At 70.7% G+C, this 18449-nt stretch carries 19 protein-coding genes; 9 read left to right on the top strand and 10 right to left on the bottom strand.

The features are described 5' to 3' along the window. Genes HNR30_RS34545 through HNR30_RS34530 form a run of 4 tightly spaced genes read left to right on the top strand, consistent with a single transcriptional unit; the run spans position 1 to position 5262 of the window. Complete coding sequence (locus HNR30_RS34545) at positions 1-843, top strand: sulfotransferase family protein (protein ID WP_181614621.1); 843 nt, start codon at positions 1-3, stop codon at positions 841-843. After that, complete coding sequence (locus HNR30_RS34540; protein WP_181614299.1) at positions 834-2066, top strand: lipopolysaccharide biosynthesis protein; 1233 nt, start codon at positions 834-836, stop codon at positions 2064-2066. Before HNR30_RS34545 ends, HNR30_RS34540 begins: the two co-directional genes overlap by 10 nt. Beyond that, positions 2063-2956, top strand: coding sequence for a sulfotransferase (locus HNR30_RS34535; protein WP_181614298.1), 894 nt, complete (start codon positions 2063-2065; stop codon positions 2954-2956). Before HNR30_RS34540 ends, HNR30_RS34535 begins: the two co-directional genes overlap by 4 nt. Positions 2957-2994: 38 nt before the next feature. Then, positions 2995-5262, top strand: coding sequence for an immune inhibitor A domain-containing protein (locus HNR30_RS34530; RefSeq protein ID WP_181614297.1), 2268 nt, complete (start codon positions 2995-2997; stop codon positions 5260-5262). On the opposite strand, the gene HNR30_RS34525 is transcribed toward HNR30_RS34530, so the two are convergent. From HNR30_RS34525 to HNR30_RS34500, 6 genes are read right to left on the bottom strand one after another with little or no spacing between them, the layout of a single operon-like run. Beyond that, the gene (locus HNR30_RS34525) at positions 5259-5654 is read right to left on the bottom strand and encodes an SRPBCC family protein (protein ID WP_181614296.1); all 396 of its coding nucleotides are present in this window, start codon (positions 5652-5654) and stop codon (positions 5259-5261) included. The two genes, HNR30_RS34530 and HNR30_RS34525, sit on opposite strands and share 4 nt — an antisense overlap. Further along, positions 5651-6487: a WecB/TagA/CpsF family glycosyltransferase gene (locus HNR30_RS34520; RefSeq protein ID WP_181614295.1), complete on the bottom strand. Its 837-nt coding sequence runs from the start codon at positions 6485-6487 to the stop codon at positions 5651-5653. The genes HNR30_RS34525 and HNR30_RS34520 overlap by 4 nt, the downstream gene beginning before the upstream one ends. After that, positions 6484-7407 (bottom strand): glycosyltransferase family 2 protein, encoded by a 924-nt coding sequence (locus HNR30_RS34515; RefSeq protein ID WP_181614294.1) that lies wholly within the window; start codon positions 7405-7407, stop codon positions 6484-6486. Before HNR30_RS34515 ends, HNR30_RS34520 begins: the two co-directional genes overlap by 4 nt. Further along, positions 7404-8297: a sulfotransferase family protein gene (locus tag HNR30_RS34510; protein ID WP_181614293.1), complete on the bottom strand. Its 894-nt coding sequence runs from the start codon at positions 8295-8297 to the stop codon at positions 7404-7406. Before HNR30_RS34510 ends, HNR30_RS34515 begins: the two co-directional genes overlap by 4 nt. 59 nt (positions 8298-8356) lie before the next feature. Further along, complete coding sequence (locus HNR30_RS34505) at positions 8357-9466, bottom strand: DNA glycosylase AlkZ-like family protein (protein WP_181614292.1); 1110 nt, start codon at positions 9464-9466, stop codon at positions 8357-8359. Further along, positions 9441-10112 (bottom strand): TetR/AcrR family transcriptional regulator, encoded by a 672-nt coding sequence (locus HNR30_RS34500; RefSeq protein WP_220134313.1) that lies wholly within the window; start codon positions 10110-10112, stop codon positions 9441-9443. Before HNR30_RS34500 ends, HNR30_RS34505 begins: the two co-directional genes overlap by 26 nt. Before the next feature lie 58 nt (positions 10113-10170). Between HNR30_RS34500 and HNR30_RS34495 the strand changes: the two genes are divergently transcribed. After that, positions 10171-10959, top strand: a complete 789-nt coding sequence (locus HNR30_RS34495) for a thioesterase family protein (RefSeq protein WP_181614290.1) — start codon at positions 10171-10173, stop codon at positions 10957-10959. A 2-nt stretch (positions 10960-10961) separates the two neighbouring features. Here HNR30_RS34495 and HNR30_RS34490 read toward each other — a convergent pair whose 3' ends face one another. Both HNR30_RS34490 and HNR30_RS34485 read right to left on the bottom strand, forming a co-directional pair. Then, a complete protein-coding gene (locus HNR30_RS34490; protein ID WP_181614289.1) occupies positions 10962-11105 on the bottom strand; it encodes a hypothetical protein in 144 nt (47 codons plus the stop codon). A 40-nt stretch (positions 11106-11145) separates the two neighbouring features. Further along, complete coding sequence (locus HNR30_RS34485; protein ID WP_181614620.1) at positions 11146-11493, bottom strand: ArsR/SmtB family transcription factor; 348 nt, start codon at positions 11491-11493, stop codon at positions 11146-11148. 496 nt (positions 11494-11989) lie between these two features. On the opposite strand from HNR30_RS34485, the gene HNR30_RS34480 reads away from it, so the two are divergent. The 4 genes from HNR30_RS34480 (at position 11990) to HNR30_RS34465 (ending at position 15932) form a co-directional block, all read left to right on the top strand. Continuing rightward, complete coding sequence (locus HNR30_RS34480) at positions 11990-12418, top strand: hypothetical protein (protein ID WP_181614288.1); 429 nt, start codon at positions 11990-11992, stop codon at positions 12416-12418. An 8-nt stretch (positions 12419-12426) separates the two neighbouring features. Then, positions 12427-12786 carry a hypothetical protein gene (locus HNR30_RS34475; RefSeq protein ID WP_181614287.1) on the top strand — a complete coding sequence of 120 codons (360 nt, stop codon included), beginning with the start codon at positions 12427-12429 and terminating at the stop codon, positions 12784-12786. Positions 12787-12915: 129 nt separating this feature from the next. Further along, positions 12916-15498, top strand: a complete 2583-nt coding sequence (gene rph / locus HNR30_RS34470; protein ID WP_181614286.1) for a rifamycin-inactivating phosphotransferase — start codon at positions 12916-12918, stop codon at positions 15496-15498. Between the two features lie 14 nt (positions 15499-15512). Then, positions 15513-15932, top strand: coding sequence for an HIT family protein (locus HNR30_RS34465; protein ID WP_181614285.1), 420 nt, complete (start codon positions 15513-15515; stop codon positions 15930-15932). 321 nt (positions 15933-16253) lie between these two features. On the opposite strand, the gene cysN is transcribed toward HNR30_RS34465, so the two are convergent. Both cysN and cysD read right to left on the bottom strand, forming a co-directional pair. Then, positions 16254-17519, bottom strand: coding sequence for a sulfate adenylyltransferase subunit CysN (cysN, locus tag HNR30_RS34460; protein ID WP_376771772.1), 1266 nt, complete (start codon positions 17517-17519; stop codon positions 16254-16256). 2 nt (positions 17520-17521) lie between these two features. Continuing rightward, positions 17522-18439, bottom strand: coding sequence for a sulfate adenylyltransferase subunit CysD (gene cysD, locus HNR30_RS34455; protein WP_181614284.1), 918 nt, complete (start codon positions 18437-18439; stop codon positions 17522-17524). Positions 18440-18449: the final 10 nt, after the last annotated feature.

Genomic DNA, 18449 nt, shown 5'->3' with positions numbered 1-18449 from the left:
ATGAAGCGCTCGGTGCTGTCGGTCTCCAGAGCCGCCGGACGACTCACCTCCGCCGGGCGGGTGCTGCCGTCCTTCCTGATCGTGGGCGCGCAACGATGCGGCACGACCTCGCTCTACCGGGCGCTGGCCCAGCACCCGCTGCTGGCCAAGCCCGTGATGCACAAGGGCGTGCACTACTTCGACGCGGCCTACGACCGCGGTCTCGACTGGTATCGCGGCCACTTCCCGCTCACCGTCGGGTCCGCGCTGCTCAAGCGCAGGTACGGCACCCGCCCGCAGGCTTTCGAGTCCTCGCCCTACTACCTGTTCCATCCGCTGGCCGGTGAGCGCATCGTGCGCGACCTGCCGGGGGTGAAGCTGATCGTGCTGGTGCGCGACCCCGTCGAGCGGGCCTTCTCCGCCCACGCCCACGAGCTGGCCAGGGGCTTCGAGACGGAGTCGAACTTCGAGTACGCGATCGAGCTGGAGGACAAGCGCCTGGCGGGAGCCGAGGAGCGGCTGCGCGCCGAGCCGTACAGCCTGCACCACTCCCACCGCCACCACGCCTACCTGGCGCGCGGACGTTACGCCGAGCAGCTCGACCGTCTGGAGCCGCTGTTCGGCCGCGACCGCATCCACGTCATCGACAGCCACCGCTTCTTCTCCCAGCCGGAGCGTGTCTACGAGCGGCTGCTGGAGTTCCTGGGCGTGCCGCGCATGGACGATCCGGTCTTCGAACGCCACAACGGCCGGCCGCGGCCGCACCCGATGCCCGAGACGTTGCGCCAGAGCCTGCTCGACCACTTCGAGGTGTACGACACGCAGCTGGTGCCCTGGCTCGACGGGGATCCGTCATGGCGCTAGCCAGGGCGGGCCTGGCCGGCATCGCGGGCGCGGCGGTCAGCGCGCTCGCGCAGTTCCTCGTGGTGGTCGTGGTCACCCGATCGGCGCCGCTGGAGCAGGCGGGCTCGTTCTTCACGGCGATCGCGCTGGCGCTCATGGTCGCGGGGGTGGCGCGGCTCGACGCGGGGAACGGGCTGATCTTCTTCATCGCCCGGTCCCGTACGTACGGCTATCGCGGCATGTCCGGCTATCTCCAGGCGGCGCTGGTGCCCTCGGTCCTGCTGGCCGTCGTCGCGGGCATCGTCCTGGAGCCGCTGCTGGGGGTGCTGGCCCTGGCGGTGCCTGTCATGGTCGCCGCCGACATCCTGCTGGCGGCCACCCGCGGTTTCGGCCTCATGCGTCCCACGGTGCTCTACGACGGCGTGCTGCTGCCGGTCGCGCAGCTTGCCCTGGTGGGCGCCGCCCTCTGGGCGGGAGCCGCCTGGCTGCCCGCCGCCTGGGCGCTGCCGTACGTGCTGGTGCTGGCCGGGGCGGCGCTGGCGCTGCGCGGGCGCCTGCCGTACACGCCCTACCTGCCGGGCACCGGACGTGACCTGTGGAGGTACACCGCGCCGCGCAGCCTGGCCGGGGCGGTGCAGGCGGTCTTCCAGCGGCTCGACATCGTGATCGTGGCCGTGCTCGGCGGGCCCGCGCAGGCGGCGGTCTACACCGCGGCGACGCGGTTCAAGGTCGTCGGGCAGCTGGCCAACCAGGGCCTGGCCCAGGCGGCCCAGCCGCGGCTGATCCAGGCCCTCGCCTGCGGCGACCTCGTCAGGGCCCGCGAGCTCTACCAGACCACCACCGTGTGGCTGGTGCTGCTGACCTGGCCGGTCTGGCTGGGGTACGCGCTGGTCGCGCCCTGGCTGCTGAAGATCTTCGGGATGGAGTACGGCTCGGCGGTGCCGATCGCGATCGTGCTCTCGGCGACCATGATGATCGCCACCGCGTGCGGCATGGTCGACGTCGTGCTCACCGCCGCCGGGCACACCACCTCCAGCCTGGTGAACCTGCTGGTGGCGCTCGGCGTGACCGTCCTGCTCGACCTGCTGCTCATCCCGTCGCACGGCGCGCTCGGCGCGGCGCTCGGCTGGTCGGGCGGCGTGATCGTGAAGAACCTGCTCCCGCTGTGGCAGCTGCACCAGCGCCACGGCCTGCGCCCGTTCGGCCGCCACACCTTCCGCCCGCGATCCTGGGCGACGGCGTGAGCGCCCCGATCCTGGTCACGGGGCTGCCGCGCAGCGGAACCAGCTGGACGGGCAAGATGCTGGCCGCCTCGGGCGAGCTCGTCTACGTCAACGAGCCGCTCAACCCGCAGCACCCGCCCGGCCGCTGCCCGGGAGTGCTGCGCAAGCAGGTGACCCATCGGTTCCAGTACCTGGACGACTCGTGGTTGCCCGCCTTCCGCGACACGGCGGCGCTGCGTTACCGGTTCATGGCCGAGCTGCGGGCCAACCGCTCGCCGTACGACCTGGCCCGCATGGCGCGCTACGGCTCGGCCTTCCTGTACGGCAGGGCGACCGGCCGCAGGGCGCTGCTCGACGACCCGTTCGCCGTGTTGTCGGTGCGATGGTTCGCCGAGCGGCTGGGCTGCCGGGTGATCGCGCTGTTGCGCGACCCGGTCTCCTTCGTGGCCAGCTGGCAGCGCCTGGGCTGGACGGTGTACTTCCACGAGCTGCTGGAGCAGCCGGCCCTGGTCCGCGATCATCCGTCGGTGCTGGAGCTGCGCCCGCTGGTCGGGTCGCAGGACCGCATCGCGAAGGCGGCCGCGTTGTGGCGCTTCGCGCGCGAGGTCCTGATGTCGACGCCGGGCATCCGGGTCGTCACCTACGAGTCCCTGGCCGACGATCCCGTCGCCGGCTTCCGCGACCTGTACGGATACGCGGGGCTGACCTGGAGCGGCAGGGCGGAGCGCCACATCACGCGAGCCTGCACCGCCGGGGATTCGACGGGCCCCGGCTTCTCCTGGGCCGGTCTCTCGAAGACCGGCTTCCGCCGGATGGATTCCCGCCTGGCGCTCCGCAACGCCCGGAAGGGGTTGACTCCGGAGGAGGTGCGGCGAATTGAGGGTTTGATCACGCGATCACCTTCCGCTTAGAGTGTGTGACATTGCACATGGCACTCGGAAGGACCTCCATGCGTGCGTTAGCCCTCGCGCTGGTGGCCGGCCTGACCCTGGCCCTCACACCAGGCGCCGTCCACGCGAGCCCACCCCCTCCCGCACCCTCCGGCGAAGGCCGGCACCCCGACGACATCGTCAACCCCATCGCCGCCGAGGAGCGGGCCGCCCGCACCCAGGCGATGCAGCAACTGCTCGACCAGAGCCCCCAGGCCCGCGGCCGGTCCGCCTCCGGCAAAGCGAAGGTCGGCAAGGATTACGTCGAGCTGGCGCTGGAGCGCACCGACCGCATCTTCACGGTCCTCGCCGAGTTCGGCGACAAGATCGACAACACCACCCTGCACGAGGGCCAGATCCGCTACGGCGGCACGCCCGGGCCGCGCCACAACCAGATCCCCCGGCCCAGGGCGAGCTACGACAACCACACCCTGTGGCGCAAGGACTTCGACCGCGCCTACTACCAGGACCTCTACTTCGGCCGCGGCAACTCACTGAAGAGCTACTACGGCCTGCAGTCCGCCGGACGCTACGACATCGAGGGCAAGGTCAGCGACTGGGTCACGGTGCCCTACAACGAGGCGCGCTACGGCAGCCCGCGCTGCGCCGGCGGCCTCGACTGCGACCTGCCGCTGTTCGACTTCGTGAAGGACTCGGTCACCGCCTGGTACGACGCCGAGCGGGCCAAGGGCCGCAGCAAGGAGGCCATCGCCGCCGAGCTGAGGACCTTCGACGTCTGGGACCGCAACGACTACGACAACGACGGGAACTTCGACGAGCCCGACGGCTACCTCGACCGGTTCCAGGTCATCCACGCGGGCGTCGACGAGACCTGGGGCGGCGGCGCCCAGGGCGAGGACGCCCTCTGGGCGGTCAGCCACGACGCGTTCTGGAACCAGCGCGGCGTCTCAGGACCGGCCGGCAACCTGCAGGGCGGCGTCCAGATCGGCGACACCGGCGTCTGGGTCGGCAAGTTCCTCACCGCCGGCGAGAACAGCGGCCTGGGCCTCATCGCCCATGAGTACGGCCACGACCTGGGCCTGCCCGACCTCTACGGCGGCGACAACAGCGTGAAGTTCTGGTCGCTCATGTCCGACGCCTCGTACCTGGCCAGGAGGAACGGCCCGCTGGGCGAATACCCCGGCGACCTCGACGCCTGGAGCAAGCTGCGGCTGGGCTGGCTGTCGTACGAGACGGCGGCGGCCGCCACCGCCTCCACCCACACCCTGGGCGTGAGCTCCTACAACACCGCCAACCCGCAGGCCGTCCTGGTCAACCTGCCGCCGCATCGCGACAGCACCGAGCTGACCGACCCCGCGCAGGGCGCCTACCAGTGGTGGAGCGGCAAGGGCGACTACCTCAACCAGACGCTCACCCGCGAACTCGACCTCACAGGAGTCGCCTCGGCCACGTTGACGGCCAAGGTCTGGTACCGCATCGAGCAGGACTTCGACTACCTCTACCCCGAGGTCTCCGAGGACGGCACGCAGTGGAAGCCGGTCGCGGGCACCGTCGGCGGTGTCCCGATCGGCGCGGGCATCACCGGCCACTCCGACTGGGCCGACCTGGCCCTCGACCTCAACGCCTACGCCGGTAAGAAGGTGCAGTTCCGCCTGCGCTACTTCACCGACACCAACACCATCGAGAACGGCTTCCTGATCGACGCGATCAAGCTCCCCGGCGTCTTCGAGGACGACGTGGAGAGCGGCGACAACGGCTGGACCGCGGTGGGCTTCAGCCGGTCGGGCAAGGTCGGCGTCAAGGACCACCCGCGCGCCTACCTGGTGGAGAACCGCCGCTACGTCGGCTACGGCGAACACCTTCGCACCGGCCCCTACAGCGCGGGCTTCCGCAACGACCCGAACCGCCGGGAGATCTTCGAGCGCTTCCCCTACCAGGACGGCGTGCTCGTCTGGCTGTGGGACACCTTCTACAGCGACAACAACACCCAGAACCACCCGGGCGAGGGCATGATCCTGCCGATCGACGCCCGCGCGGTGCCGCTGCAGTGGAAGGACAACACCCTGGTCGGCGGGCGGGTCCAGGTGTTCGACGCGACCTTCGGGCTGAGGCCGACCGACCGGGTGGCGCTGCACAAGGACGGGGCGCTCACGGTCTTCCCGAGCAGCCCCGCGGTGCCGGCCTTCGACGACCACGCGGGCGTCTACTGGTACAGCACCTCCCCGTCGCTCGGGGTCAGGCCGCCGGACACCAACACGCGGATCGAGGTGGTGTCGGAGGCCGACCGCGGCAGGGCCACCACCATCAGGGTCGGGCCCGCGTCCTAGCGGTGCTGGGCCTCCAGCCGGTCAAGGCAGGAGGCCCAGCCCTCCTCGTGGTGCACACGCTCGTGCGGGGCTCCGGTGTGGGCGACGGTCACGGTGGTGCTGCCGTCGCCGTTGTCGTCGAAGCTCACCACGACGGCCGAGGTGCTCTCGTCCTCGATCCAGCGCCAGGTGAAGGCCAGGCGTTTGGCGGGGACGACCTCCTCGAACATGCCCTCGGCCGCGATGCCGTACATCGTGTCCTTGAAATGGAAATATCCGCCCACCACCGGGTTGATCTGCACCAGTGGCTCCGGCCACAACCAGCTCTCGAGCCTGCTCTTGCTCACCCAGTCGGCGAAGACCTCGGACGGCGGGGCGGCGATCGTGCGGGAGATCCGGGCGACGTCGCTCATGAACGGCGAGCGTAGCGCCGCCACGCGCACCGTGCCAGGTAGGCCGTCATGAACGGCAGGTCGTTGACCAGGTAGCGGCGCGCCAGCCTGCCGGGCTCGCAGGCCAGACGGAACAGCCACTCCAGCCCGGAGTCCTGCATCCACTGCGGCGCGCGCGACTGCACGCCGGCCGCGAACGAGATCGCCGCCCCGCAGCCCACGAACCACGTCTCCGGATGCGCGTCGCGCAGCTGCGCGATCAGCAGGTCCTGCTTGGGGAAGCCGAGCCCGACGAAGACCACGCGCGGCCTGGCGGTGGCCAGCCGCCTGCGCACCCTGGCCACGCCGTCGACGGTGGTCTCGAAGCCGTACGGCGGAGCGTCGAAGCCGCACACCTTCAGCTTCGGGTGATAGGCGGTCAGCTGCTCGGCCGCCTGGGCCGCCACGCCCGGCGGGCCGCCCAGCAGGTAGATGGGGTGACCTTCGCGCGCGGACGCCTTGCTCAGCGACCAGATCAGGTCGGCGCCCGTCACCCGCTCGGGCAGCGGCCTGTCCTTGAGCCTGGACGCCCACACCAGGGGCATGCCGTCGGCCACGACCAGTTCGGCGCGCCTGACAAGCTTGCGCAGCGAGGCGTCCTTGGCGACCGCCCGGCAGATGTCGACGTTGGGGGTGATGACGTGACCGCCCCTGCCGCCCGCCAGCGCCTTCATGACGTGCTCGACCACCTGCGTCTCGGTGAGCGGGTCGATCGCCACCCCCGCGACGACCACCCGCCCCCCGGCTCCTGATGACCGCTCGGGTGCGGGAGTGCGCTGCCGCGGGATCGAGACAGCCTGCACCTCGGGCGTCATATGCCCCTCCCCACGCCGTGCAGGAGCGACAGCACGGTCTGCGCGGGCACGAGCCCGGCGGCCACGGCGAGCGCGAGAGGCGCGCGCGGCTCGCCGGCGTGGGACGCCAGGGTGCGCCCGGCCAGACGCAGCGCCGTACGCCGGTGGCCCAGCGCGGCGTGGTGGAAGGCCAGTTGACCGTAGATCCGCGCCGCGCCGCGCGGATCTACGGCCAGTTCGGGGTGCCGGGCGAGCATCCACTCGAGCCCGGCGATTCGGTCGGCCCAGCGGGTGACGTAGTGGGATCTGCCCCAGTGCACGCGCACGAGCGGACGGTCGACGTGGACGATCGGCTGGCGCTTGGCGGCGCGCAGGGCCAGGTCCCAGTCCTCGTTCTGGCCGCCGGGGGCACTCTCGTCGGCCCACAGCGTGCCGCGCCTGAACAGGAAGGTCGAGGAGTGCACCATCACCATGCGCGAGCGCACGAGGTCGTCCTGGGTGATGGTGTCGGTGCCGGCCAGGCGGGCGATGCGGCGCGTGCCGTACGCCACCTCGATCGCGCAGCTGACGAACTCGGCGCCGCTGCGCTTGAGCTGCTTCACCTGGGCGGCCAGCTTGCCCGGCAGCCACTCGTCGTCGTCGTCGCAGAAGGCGATCAGCTCGGTGGGCAGCGCGGAGATGCCGGAGTTGCGGGTGCCGGGCAGGCCGGGGCTGAGCCGGTTGGCCAGCACCTGAACCTGATGCGTGCGCGCCTCGGGGTGCTCGGGCACCAGGACCTCGGCGACGTCCTCGGCGACCTTGCGCTCGTCGGCGCCGTCGACGGCGACCACGATCTGCAGCTCGCCGTCGTAACCCTGCTCCAGCACCGCGCGCAGCGCCCGCTTCAGCTGCTCGGGACGGTCTCCGGTGGTGGGGATCACCACACCGACACTTGGATTCACGCGGCAGCTCCCCGGTAACCGTACTTGGACATCAGCGGCCAGGTGAGCCCGGCCACCAGGGTCTGGTGCCGCCTGGGCAGGCCGTCGTGCCAGGCGTCGTCACGCGAGAGCTCGACGGGGCCGACGGCGAAGCGCATCGGGTTGCCCGAGACGGTGTGCCTGGGCTGCAGCATCGCCGTCGAGCCCCTGAGGAAGCCGAAGTCCGGCTCCAGGTCGAGCTCGCCGGCCAGGCGCGTGAGCGTGGTGCGCGGGTCGGCGAGCAGGTCTTCGTAGCGCACCCTGGTGATGCGCCCGGCCCCGGCGAACAGGTCGAGCGCGAGGTTCTGGGCGGTCCAGTGCATGCTGGTGCGCAGCGCGCCCCAGCGGGTCATCGGCCGGCCGTCCTCGGGGCGCTCGACGGTGCGCCGCCAGGAGTGGGCGACCGCGCGCGGGTCGCGCACCACGTGCACCACGCGGACGTCGACGCCCCCGGCCATCAGGCAGAAGGCGAGCGAGGCGTGCTTGCTGGAGTCGATGACGACGTCGGCTCCCGCGACCTCCGCCGCCGCCTCGTAGACCGCTCGGTAGGCGTGGACGTACCGGCCCAGGTCGCGGTGGTCGACGAAGGGGATGCGCCGGGTCCTGTCGACCCGCTGACGCAGGGCGAGAACGGTCCGCGCGACCTGCGGGGTCCAGCCCTCGAAGGCCAGCTCGCCCACCTCGTGCCAGAAACGGCACTCGGCGAAGGGCGCGCCGCACCCGCAAGGCTCGCCCGCCAGCACGCCACGCGCCCACAGGTGCACCACCTCACCGAGTGGCGCGACACCGGGCAGCTGGCCCAGGAGCCGCTCGAGCAGCGTGGTGCCGCTACGGCCCAGGCCGCCCAGGAAGATCACCTGAGGGGAAGACACGAAGCACGGACCTCCGGGCTAGCGGATACGGACCGTGCAGACACTAGCGCGGAGAGTAATCAGAGGCTCACGGAATCCCCAAACGATCTACCTAGCGCGAAGGCCTCCAGGCTTTCGAGCGCCCTGGTCACGTCGTGGTCGGTGTAGACGCCTTCGAGGAGGAGCCTGCCGGCCTTCCGGTCGGCGCGGGGGGCGATCCGGCCGACCAGCTCGTCGCCGGCCAGGACCGGCATCACGTAGTAGCCGTACTGCCGCTTGGCCTTGGGGACGTACATCTCGTTGCGGAAGACGAAGCCCCACAGGCGCTCGGTCCTGTTCCTGTCGCAGATCAGGTTGTCGAACGGCGACAGGATCGTCGCCTCCCTCGGCTGCCATTGCGGCTGGTCGAGGGAGTCTTCGTGAACGTACCAGCCCTCCTCGCCGCCGACCGTGGCCTTGCGGATCTCGGGCGAGGTCTCCAGGACCTCGGCCAGGTCGGGGTACCTGCCCCTGGTGAAGTGGTCGAAGACGTCACGCTGCCGGCCGACCCCGAGCGCCTTGAGCGCCCTGCCCGCGGCCTGCCTGGTCACCTCCCGGTCGGACAGGGGCTCGAACTCCGGCCAGCGCGTCAAGCCCCACAACCTGGCTCTGCCCCTGCGCCCCGCGACCCTGACGTGGCCCTGGATGAGCAGGATGTCGAGCATGCGCTCGACGTTGCGGCCCTCGGTCCAGCCGCTGGAGCGCCAGGCCCGCTCCGCTTCGTCCTCGATCGCCCGGCTGGGCAGCGGGCCCTTTTCGGCCAGCTCTTCGAGGATCCTCGTTCGCAGCCTGCCGTTGGCCTCGAGCCAGGCGGCGACACGTTTGCCCTCGGCGGACTTCGGGCCCGGATAGCGCCGCATGAGGTAGTGGTGGATCGGCAGGTCCTCGGTGAGCACGATCGAGGCGGCGTGCGCCCAGTACTCGAACAGCACCTGGTCGCGATAGATCAGCTCGTCGAGGTCGATCCGGGTGTTCAGCCGGCTCCAGAGCACCGTCTGGTGGCTCCTGGCGACCACGTCTATCGGGTCGAGCTGCAGGCAGCGCAGGCTGCCGAGCACCTGGTGGAGGTCGGGCACGGGGCCCGCCAGGTGCTGCGCGTTGATCGCCATCCGCCGGGCGTCGCGCTCACTGATCGCTAGTGTGTTCGACATCGGATCTGATCGTACGGCAGGCGGCGTCGAACGTCTGCGCCAGTTTCCCACTCGGCACCAGCGGCGCCTTGTGCACCCTGCTGTAGACGGCGCTGCCCAGGCCTGCCGTACGGACCACCTGGTCGACGAAGTCGTCCACGTCGGGCCACGGGAAGCCCGGCTGGGCGATCAGCAGGGAGACGCAGCCGTGGATCGCCGCCCACAGGCCCAGGGTGATCCGGCCGGGATGGCCGCGCAGCACCCCTGCGTCGACGCAGTCGCGCACGGCGGCGGCCATCAGCTCGAAGCAGGCGTGAGCGGCCGGGTTGTCGGTCGGGCGCATCATCAGGACGCGGTACTGGGTCGGGTATTCGAGGGCGAACCCCGCGTAGGCCCTGCCGCAGCGGCCGAGCCGCTGGAAGGGGTCGGGGTCCTCGACGCTCCTGATGCGCCTGGCCAGTTCGTCCCACGAGCGCAGGCAGACGGCCTCGATCAGCTCGTCCTTGTTGGCGAAGTGCATGTACACCGAGGGGGTCGACACCCCGGTGCGCGCGGCCACCGCCCGGAGGGTCAGCGCCTCCTCCGTGCCGGCCTCGGCCAGCAGGCCCTCCGCGGCCACCAGGATCTCCTCGCGCAGCCGCACGCCCTCGCCGGGATTGGCTCGCACCCGTTTCGCCATCCTTGCACGTTGACATCGTCAGGTTGACGGTGTCAACCTGGGGCATATGGGCACATTCGCTGACGCAACCGCCATCGGCGCCGATGGTTCTGTCACCCTGGACCCGCAGTGGGCGGTCGGCGCCAAGCTGCACGGCGGCTACCTGCTCGGACTCCTCGGACGCGCCGCACTGGGTTCGTCGTCCGGGCTCCCCCACGTCACCGCCATCAGCGGCACGTTCCTCAGCGCCCCGGAAGCCGGGCCCGCCCGCGTCACCGCCGACCCCCTGCGCGCCGGCCGAACCACCGCCCAGATCCGCACCCAGCTGTGGCAGGGCTCCACCCTGTGCACAGAAGCCATGGTCACGCTCGGCACCCTCGACGACGCCGACCCCTGGTGGTCGGGCCTCGACCCCGTCGACCTCCCCGACGAGATCTCGTGCTTCCGCACCCCCTCACAGGCGCCCGGCGGCTTCCACATCCCGCTCATGGACGTCGTGGAGCAGCACCTCCACCCCGAACACATCGGCTTCGCCTTCGGCTCCCCCGCCCGCCGCGGCCACATCGCCGGCTGGCAGCGCCTCGCGGACGGTTCGGACTGGGACCCGCTGTCGCTGCTCGTCGCCCTCGACCCGGTGCCGCCGGTATCGCTCGACCTCGGCATCCCGGGATGGGTGCCGACCATCCAGCTCACGGCCTACCTCCGCCGCCTCCCCGCACCCGGACCGGTGAGGGTACGGCTCAGCGCGGGGGACATCACCGGGGAGCGCATGGACGAGACGGCGCACGCGTGGGACTCCAAGGGACGGCTCGTCGGCCAGGCCATCCAGTACGCGGCCGTCCGCCCGCCCGCCTGAGATCAGGGGCGCACGGCGAGCAGGTAGCGCGGCCCCTCGCCGTCGATGTCGAGCACGGCCATGACGGGGTCTCTTGTCACGGCTTCGTAGTAGTCACGCCGGGGCACCCAGGCGGGCTGGACTCTTTCGTCCATGCGTTCGATCATGGGCGAGATCGTAACGACGAGCACCGACAAACTTCGTCGCTCAGTCCGCCGGCTCGTCCTCGTCGCCCTGACGCAGTTCGAGCAGCAGGTCGTACTGCCCCGCCAGCTTCTGCGTGAGCAGCACCCGTGCCGCCCGCATCAGCTCCGCCACGTCTCCCCCCGCGAGGCTGTACACCATCGTCGACCCGTCGCGTTGCGCGCTCACGACGCCCGAGCGGCGCAGGACGGCGAGGTGCTGCGACAGGCCCGTCGCCTCGACGTCGATCACGGCGAGCAGGTCGCGGACCGGCTTCGGCCCCTCCTGCAGCAGTTCGAGCACGCGGATGCGCACGGGATGGCCCAGCAGGCGAAACAGCTCGGCCTTGGCTTCGTACAGCGGTACCGACATCATCAGCCAGCTCCTGGAGGGTGGGGGCGATCGGCGCTCCGGCGGCTGGGCGGCCGTTCGCAGTTCGGAGCGTGACCGGTTAGGGACCAGGTGTGAACAGCTCAGGATAGTGGCGCGCGACGGAGGGCGCCTTCCCCTCTGGCGACCACGGATTGCGCAATTGCGCAATCGCTATGCACGCAAAGCCAACCATCGGTAATGTGATCGTCACGGAACGCATCCGCGACTGGGGGTCGGCTGGGTGCCGTTCCATGGTGGGGGCGATCTCGGGGGTGAGTGCGACGCGCGTTCGGCGCGAGCCCACTCCCGCCCCCATCCGACATGCGACGGGGAGCCATTTCATGCTGGAGTTACCGGAAGAGCCGGATCAGGCCGAGGCGCCGCTGACCTGTGTCAGGTGCCAAGGGGTGCTGCCCGCGCCCGGGCGGGAGGCCTACACCTGTGCTCGGGTCCACCTCATCCTGGCCCGGGGCTTCTGCGCGTGCAGGCCGGCGCGATGAGGCCGCGGCCGCTTCTCCGCACGCTGACGCTGCTCGCCGTGGTGGTGCCTGCCGCGTGGATATCGTCGACCGGCGTCGACGCCTGGCGGGAGCCCGGCCCGGACCCGTGCGAGCGGGTGCACGCGCACGTCACGCCCGCGCTCCGAGCCGCACGCGACGGGTTCAGGGCGATGCTGGCCGACACCTCCCAGGCGGCCATCGCCGGAGGGGCCGAGCAGGTCACCCGGGCCGCTGCCGTGCTTTCCGCGCAGGAGCCGCGTCGAGTCTGCGCCGGATCCGCCTACGCCGTCGCCGCGAGGGCGATCGGTTCGCATCATCGTGCTGTCAGGACCGCGGCCCTGTACGGCCGGCTCCCCCGCGTTCATCGCCGGCACATCGTCCAGACGCTCGAATTGGTCGAGACGGCCCTGGACGTCAGCCGGTAGCGCACGCGATGACGGACGCGTTGCCGGCCGGGCTGCTCTGGTGTGCGGACCACGCGGTCCATCTCGTCAGGGAGGCCGCGGCCCGCGACCGGAGCGTGTACAGGTGCCCGCGTCCCTGTCCGGTCTGGGCGCCGGCTGACGAGCTGGAGACGCTGGTCGTCGTGCTGGTGCTGCGCCAGGCCGCTTCCCCGGACGGCCTCGAGGCCCACGCCGTCGACGCGGCCACCGTCGCGTTGGCGCAGAAGTTCATCGACCTGGAACCGGAACTGCGCCACGCCCTCATCCGCGCGGCGCTGTCCGCGGTGGCCGTCACTCCTGGCGCCGGCAGACGGCCGATTCTGGAATGTCTCCGTTTCGCGTGGATCTGATCGACGGCGAGGCCATCGGGCGGGGCGCGCATCAGCGCAACGATCTACGAAGCCCGGCGCCGCCGTACAGAATGAGACCGGACCGACCGGGGCACATCACCCAGACACCCGATCTATGGAGCGAGGCAATTGGCTGACGTCTTGGGTTTCGAGCACATCGGCTCGGCGGACATCGCCGACGTGGGCGGCAAGGGCGCGCATCTGGGTGAGCTCTCCCGCATCGACGGCGTGCGCGTGCCGTACGGCTTCTGTGTCACGACGGACGTCTTCCAGCGGGCCGTGGCCGGGTCGCCGTCGATCGGCGAGCACCTCGACCGGCTGGCGCAGGTGGAGCCGGACGACCGTGAGGCCATCGGCTCGCTGAGCGCCGGCATCCGCCGCGTGATCGAAGGCCTCGCCGTACCAGGCGACCTCGCGGAGGCGATCGGCGCGGCCCTCGCCCGGCGCGGCGAGCGGACCGCCTATGCCGTACGGTCCAGCGCGACGGCCGAGGACCTGCCGACCGCGTCGTTCGCCGGGCAGCAGGACTCCTACCTGAACATCGTCGGCCTGGAGGCGGTCCTGCTGCATGTCCGGAAATGCTGGGCCTCGCTGTTCACCGAGCGGGCCGTGACCTACCGGTGCCGTAACGGCTACGACCACCGCAAGGTGCGGATGGCCGTGGTCGTCCAGGAGATGGTGTTCGCCGACGCGGCGGGGATCCTGTTCACCGCCGACCCCGTGACCTCGAACCGCAAGATCGCCACCGTGGAGGCCGGCTGGGGGCTCGGCGAGGCGCTCGTCGCCGGCCTGGTGACCGGCGACGTCTATACCGTGCGCGACGACCAGGTCGTCGCCTCGACCGTCGCCGCCAAGCGGCACGCCGTCGTGCCGTCACCGGGCGGCGGCGTCCGGGACGCCCCGGTCGAGGGGCGGCGGCAGAGTCAGCCGGTCCTGTCGGACGACCAGGTGCTGCGCCTGGTCCGGCTCGGCAGGCGCATCGAGGAGCACTTCGCACGCCCTCAGGACATCGAGTGGTGCCTGACCGGCGACGACTTCCACATCGTCCAGAGCCGGGCGATCACCACGCTCTTCCCGATCCCCGCGACCGACGACGGCGAGAACCACGTGTACCTCTCCGTCGGCCACCAGCAGATGATGACCGACGCAATGAAGCCGCTGGGGTTGTCGTTCTGGCAGATGACGACGCCGCGGCCGATGTCCGAGGCGGGCGGTCGTCTGTTCGTCGACGTCGCGCCGCTCCTGGCGACGGCGGCGGGCCGCGCGACCATGATCGACACGCTGGGCAAGGCCGACCCGCTGACCCGCGACGCGCTGCGGACCATCCTCGACCGCGGCGACTTCATCCGCCCCGTCCCCGACGAGCCCGCCGCCGCGCCGCCCGCCGCAGCCGAGCCCGCCCCGATCGAGACCGACCCGGCCCTCGTCACCGAACTCATCCAGCGCAGCGAGGAGTCGCTGGCCACGCTCAAGGACACGATCAAGGACCTGTACGGCACGGCGCTGCTCGACTTCGTCCACGCCGACATCGCGGAGCTGAAGCGTGTCCTGTTCGAGCCCAGGAGCATCCAGGCGATCATGACGGGGATGGACGCGGCCTGGTGGCTCAACGACCACCTCGACGAGTGGCTGGGCGAGAAGAACGCCGCCGACGTCCTGACCCAGTCGGTCCCGCACAACGTCACGTCGGAGATGGGCCTGGCCCTGCTCGACGTCGCCGACACCATCCGCCCGCACGCCGAAGTGGTGGCCCACCTGGAACGCGGCGGCTCCCTGGACGACCTGGCCGGCCTGCCCGGCGGCCGGGAAGCGCGCGACGCCATCCAGGCCTACCTCGACAGGTACGGCATGCGCTGCGCGGGCGAGATCGACATCACCAGAACCCGCTGGAGCGAGCACCCCGCCACGCTCGTCCCCACCCTCCTCGGCAACGTCAAGAACTTCGAGCCGGGCGCCGGCAGGCGGCACTTCGAGCAGGGACTGGAGGAGGCACGCCGCAAGGAGCAGGACCTGCTGACGCGGCTGCGCGACCTCCCCGACGGGGAGCGCAAGGCCGAGGAGACCAAGCGGAACATCGACCGCGTCCGCACCTTCGCCGGCTACCGCGAATATCCCAAGTACGGCATGATCAGCCGCTACTTCGTCTACAAGCAGGCGCTGCTGCGCGAAGCCGACCGCCTCGTCCAGGCCGGCGTCCTGCGGGAGCGGGACGACATCTTCTACCTGCGCTTCCAGGAGCTGCAGGACGTCGTGCGCACCGGCGAGGCCGACGCCGCGCTCATCCAGGAGAGGCGCGCGGCGTTCCGTACATACGAGACGCTCACCCCGCCCCGCGTCCTCACCTCGGACGGCGAGGCCCTCACCGGCCAGTACCGCCGCGACGACGCCCCACCCGGCGCCCTCTCCGGCCTGCCCGTCTCCGCCGGCACCGTCGAGGGCCGCGCCCGCGTCGTCAAGGACATGGCCGAGGCCGACCTGGAACCGGGCGACATCCTCGTCACCGCCTACACCGACCCCAGCTGGACCCCGCTGTTCGTCACCGTCGCCGGGCTCGTGACGGAGGTGGGCGGGCTGATGACGCACGGGGCGGTGATCGCCCGGGAGTACGGCCTGCCGGCGGTGGTGGGCGTGGAGCAGGCCACCAGGCTCATCGAGGACGGGCAGCGCATCCGCGTCCACGGCACCGAGGGTTACGTCGAGATCCTGGACTGAGCCATCATCGCCTGGTGACCCCCTGCCCGTTCTGCCTCATCGGGGCCGGCGAAGCCGACGCCGAACTCGTCGCATGGCGCACGGCCAACGCCTACGTCGTGCCCGTCCCCTCGCAGCGCCCCCGGAACCCGGGACACTGCCTGGTCCTGCCCACCGCACACGTCACCAGCCTGGACACGGCATCGGCCGAGGTGCGAGGTGAGGTGTTCGAGCTGGTGAGCCGCGTGGTGGGCGCCGTGCCGCGGGCATTCGGGGCGGTGGGCAGCATCGTGCAGCAGAACAACGCGATTCCGGGGCAGGTGCTTCACCACCTGCACGTGCACGTGATCCCGCGCTTCGAGGGCGACGGATTCGTGCAGCCGGATCCGTCCAAGGTCGAGGTGCCGTTCGAGGTCCGGGCCGAGCAGGCGGCGCTGCTGCGGGCACAGCTCTGAGCCGGCTTGGCAGGGTTCAGGAAACCTTCGCCCGGCGCAGCCGCTCGGCCGACTGTGCCCGAAGCGCGTCACCGCCCGCCGACGGGCCACCGCACAGTGCCATCTCCCGTGCGTTGTACGCGGCCATCCACACGCTCGCCGCCCACGCGATCTCCACCTCCACGAGCGTCCCCGAAAGCCGTGAAACATGAGCGTCGGCAACGGCGAAATGCCCCGAGCAGCGAGAGCCCGCGCGGCCCACAACGCCTGCTGCCAGACCACCCCCCGCCCCGCGCAGGACCGGGGGCGGGCGAATGGGGGATGCGGTGAAAAGTGAGCAACCTACCCCCGAGCGTCGACGATCATGCCCGCGCCCACGGTGGTGTTGCTCCCCTCCTCCACCAGAATGAACCCGCCGGTCAGCCGATTGCGTGAGTACTCGTCCACGAACAGCGGATGGGTGACCCGCAAGGACACCCGCCCGATCTCGTTGAGCCCCAGCGCGGTGGCCGTCTCGTCGCGGTGCAGCGTGTTGACGTCGAGCCGGTAGTGCACGTCTCGCACCAGCGCCCGCGCCGTACGCGTCGTGTGCTTGATCGTCAGCTTCGACCGCGGAGCGAGCTTGACCGCGTCGGTCATCCAGCACACCATCGCCTCGAGCTCCTGGGCGGCCTGCGGCTGGTTGTTGGGCCGGCAGATCATGTCGCCCCGCGAGATGTCGATGTCGTCCTCCAGCCGGAGGGTCACCGACATGGGCGGGAAGGCCTCCTCGACGGGGCCGTCGAAGGTGTCGATGGAGGCGATCCTGGTCGCCAGTCCCGACGGCAGGTGCAGGACCTCGTCGCCGGGCTTGAGGACGCCTCCGGCCACCTGGCCGGCGTAGCCGCGGTAGTCGTGGAAGGCCGGGTCGGTGGCCTTCTGGGGCCGGATGACGTACTGCACGGGGAAGCGCACGTCGACCAGGTTGCGGTCGGAGGCGATGTGCACGTTCTCCAGGTGGTGCAGCAGCGACGATCCCTGGTACCAGGGCGTGTTCTCCGAGCGGGACACGACGTTGTCGCCGTGCAGCGCGGAGATCGGGATGAACGTGAGGTCGGAGACGTTCAGCTTGGACGCGAAGGAGGTGAACTCCTCGCGGATCTCCTCGAAGCGTTCCTGGGAGTAGTCGACGAGGTCCATCTTGTTGACGGCCAGGACGAGGTGCGGCACCCGCAGCAGCGAGGTGAGGAAGGCGTGGCGGCGCGACTGCTCCAGCACGCCCTTGCGGGCGTCGATCAGGATGATGGCCAGGTCGGCGGTGGAGGCGCCGGTGACCATGTTGCGGGTGTACTGGATGTGGCCGGGCGTGTCGGCGATGATGAACTTGCGCCGGGGCGTGGCGAAGTAGCGGTAGGCGACGTCGATGGTGATGCCCTGCTCGCGTTCGGCGCGCAGGCCGTCGGTCAGCAGCGACAGGTCGGTGTACTCGGTGCCGCGGTCGCGCGAGGTGCGCTCGACGGCTTCGAGCTGGTCTTCGAAGATCGCCTTGGAGTCGAAGAGCAGGCGTCCGATGAGGGTGGACTTTCCGTCGTCAACGGAGCCGGCGGTGGCGAAACGCAGAATGTCCATGATCAGAAGTAACCCTCACGCTTGCGGTCTTCCATAGCGGCCTCGGAGGAGCGGTCGTCGGCGCGGGTGGCGCCGCGCTCGGTCAACCGGGTGGCGGCGATCTCCTCGATGATCGCCTCGACGGTCGCCGCCGTCGACTGGACGGCTCCGGTGATCGTCAGGTCGCCGACGGTGCGGTAGCGGACCACGGCCTCGAAGACCGGCTCGTCGTCGCCGCGGGTGACGAACTCGCTGTCGGCCAGGAGCATGCCGTCGCGCTCGAAGACGCTCCGGGTGTGGGCGAAGTAGATCGAGGGGATCTCGATGCCTTCGCGCCGGATGTAGTCCCAGATGTCGAGCTCGGTCCAGTTGGACAGCGGGAAGACGCGGATGTGCTCACCCTTGCGGATGCGCGCGTTGTAGAGGTTCCACAACTCGGGACGCTGGTTCTTCGGGTCCCACTGGCCGAACTCGTCGCGGAAGGAGAACACGCGCTCCTTGGCGCGGGCCTTCTCCTCGTCGCGGCGCGCGCCGCCGAAGACGGCGTCGAACTCGTTGTCCTCGATGGCGTCGAGCAGCGTCGTGGTCTGCAGGCGGTTGCGCGAGGCGCGGCGCCCGGTCTCCTCGGCGACGCGTCCGGCGTCGATGGAGTCTTGCACGAGGGCGACGACGAGCCGCGCGCCGAGCTCCTCGCTGCGGCGGTCGCGGAACTCCAGCACTTCGGGGAAGTTGTGCCCGGTGTCGATGTGCATCAGCGGGAAGGGGATCGGCGCGGGCCAGAAGGCCTTCTCCGCGATGCGCAGCATGACGATCGAGTCTTTTCCGCCCGAGAAGAGCAGACACGGGCGCTCGAATTCGGCCGCGACCTCGCGCATGATGTGAATGGCTTCGGCCTCGAGCACGTCGAGTTGCGACGTGGTGTAGTCGCGCTGCTGCAGCATCCGATCTCCT

The sequence above is a fragment of the Nonomuraea soli genome, from assembly GCF_013761175.1.
Taxonomy (GTDB): domain Bacteria; phylum Actinomycetota; class Actinomycetes; order Streptosporangiales; family Streptosporangiaceae; genus Nonomuraea; species Nonomuraea soli.
Note: the sequence above shows the minus strand (reverse complement) of the source record. Positions and strands in the feature narration are given on the sequence as shown.

What these genes read in the sequence shown, in the direction of transcription:
- HNR30_RS34545 (WP_181614621.1), top strand. Translation starts at nt 1, where the DNA reads ATGAAGCGCTCGGTGCTGTCGGTCTCCAGAGCCGCCGGACGACTCACC.
- cysD (WP_181614284.1), bottom strand. Translation starts at nt 18,439, where the DNA reads ATGCTGCAGCAGCGCGACTACACCACGTCGCAACTCGACGTGCTCGAG.
- HNR30_RS34475 (WP_181614287.1), top strand. Translation starts at nt 12,427, where the DNA reads ATGACGGACGCGTTGCCGGCCGGGCTGCTCTGGTGTGCGGACCACGCG.
- HNR30_RS34505 (WP_181614292.1), bottom strand. Translation starts at nt 9,466, where the DNA reads ATGTCGAACACACTAGCGATCAGTGAGCGCGACGCCCGGCGGATGGCG.
- HNR30_RS34495 (WP_181614290.1), top strand. Translation starts at nt 10,171, where the DNA reads ATGGGCACATTCGCTGACGCAACCGCCATCGGCGCCGATGGTTCTGTC.
- HNR30_RS34485 (WP_181614620.1), bottom strand. Translation starts at nt 11,493, where the DNA reads ATGTCGGTACCGCTGTACGAAGCCAAGGCCGAGCTGTTTCGCCTGCTG.
- HNR30_RS34525 (WP_181614296.1), bottom strand. Translation starts at nt 5,654, where the DNA reads ATGAGCGACGTCGCCCGGATCTCCCGCACGATCGCCGCCCCGCCGTCC.
- HNR30_RS34520 (WP_181614295.1), bottom strand. Translation starts at nt 6,487, where the DNA reads ATGACGCCCGAGGTGCAGGCTGTCTCGATCCCGCGGCAGCGCACTCCC.
- HNR30_RS34490 (WP_181614289.1), bottom strand. Translation starts at nt 11,105, where the DNA reads ATGATCGAACGCATGGACGAAAGAGTCCAGCCCGCCTGGGTGCCCCGG.
- HNR30_RS34530 (WP_181614297.1), top strand. Translation starts at nt 2,995, where the DNA reads ATGCGTGCGTTAGCCCTCGCGCTGGTGGCCGGCCTGACCCTGGCCCTC.
- HNR30_RS34480 (WP_181614288.1), top strand. Translation starts at nt 11,990, where the DNA reads ATGAGGCCGCGGCCGCTTCTCCGCACGCTGACGCTGCTCGCCGTGGTG.
- HNR30_RS34540 (WP_181614299.1), top strand. Translation starts at nt 834, where the DNA reads ATGGCGCTAGCCAGGGCGGGCCTGGCCGGCATCGCGGGCGCGGCGGTC.
- cysN (WP_376771772.1), bottom strand. Translation starts at nt 17,519, where the DNA reads ATGGACATTCTGCGTTTCGCCACCGCCGGCTCCGTTGACGACGGAAAG.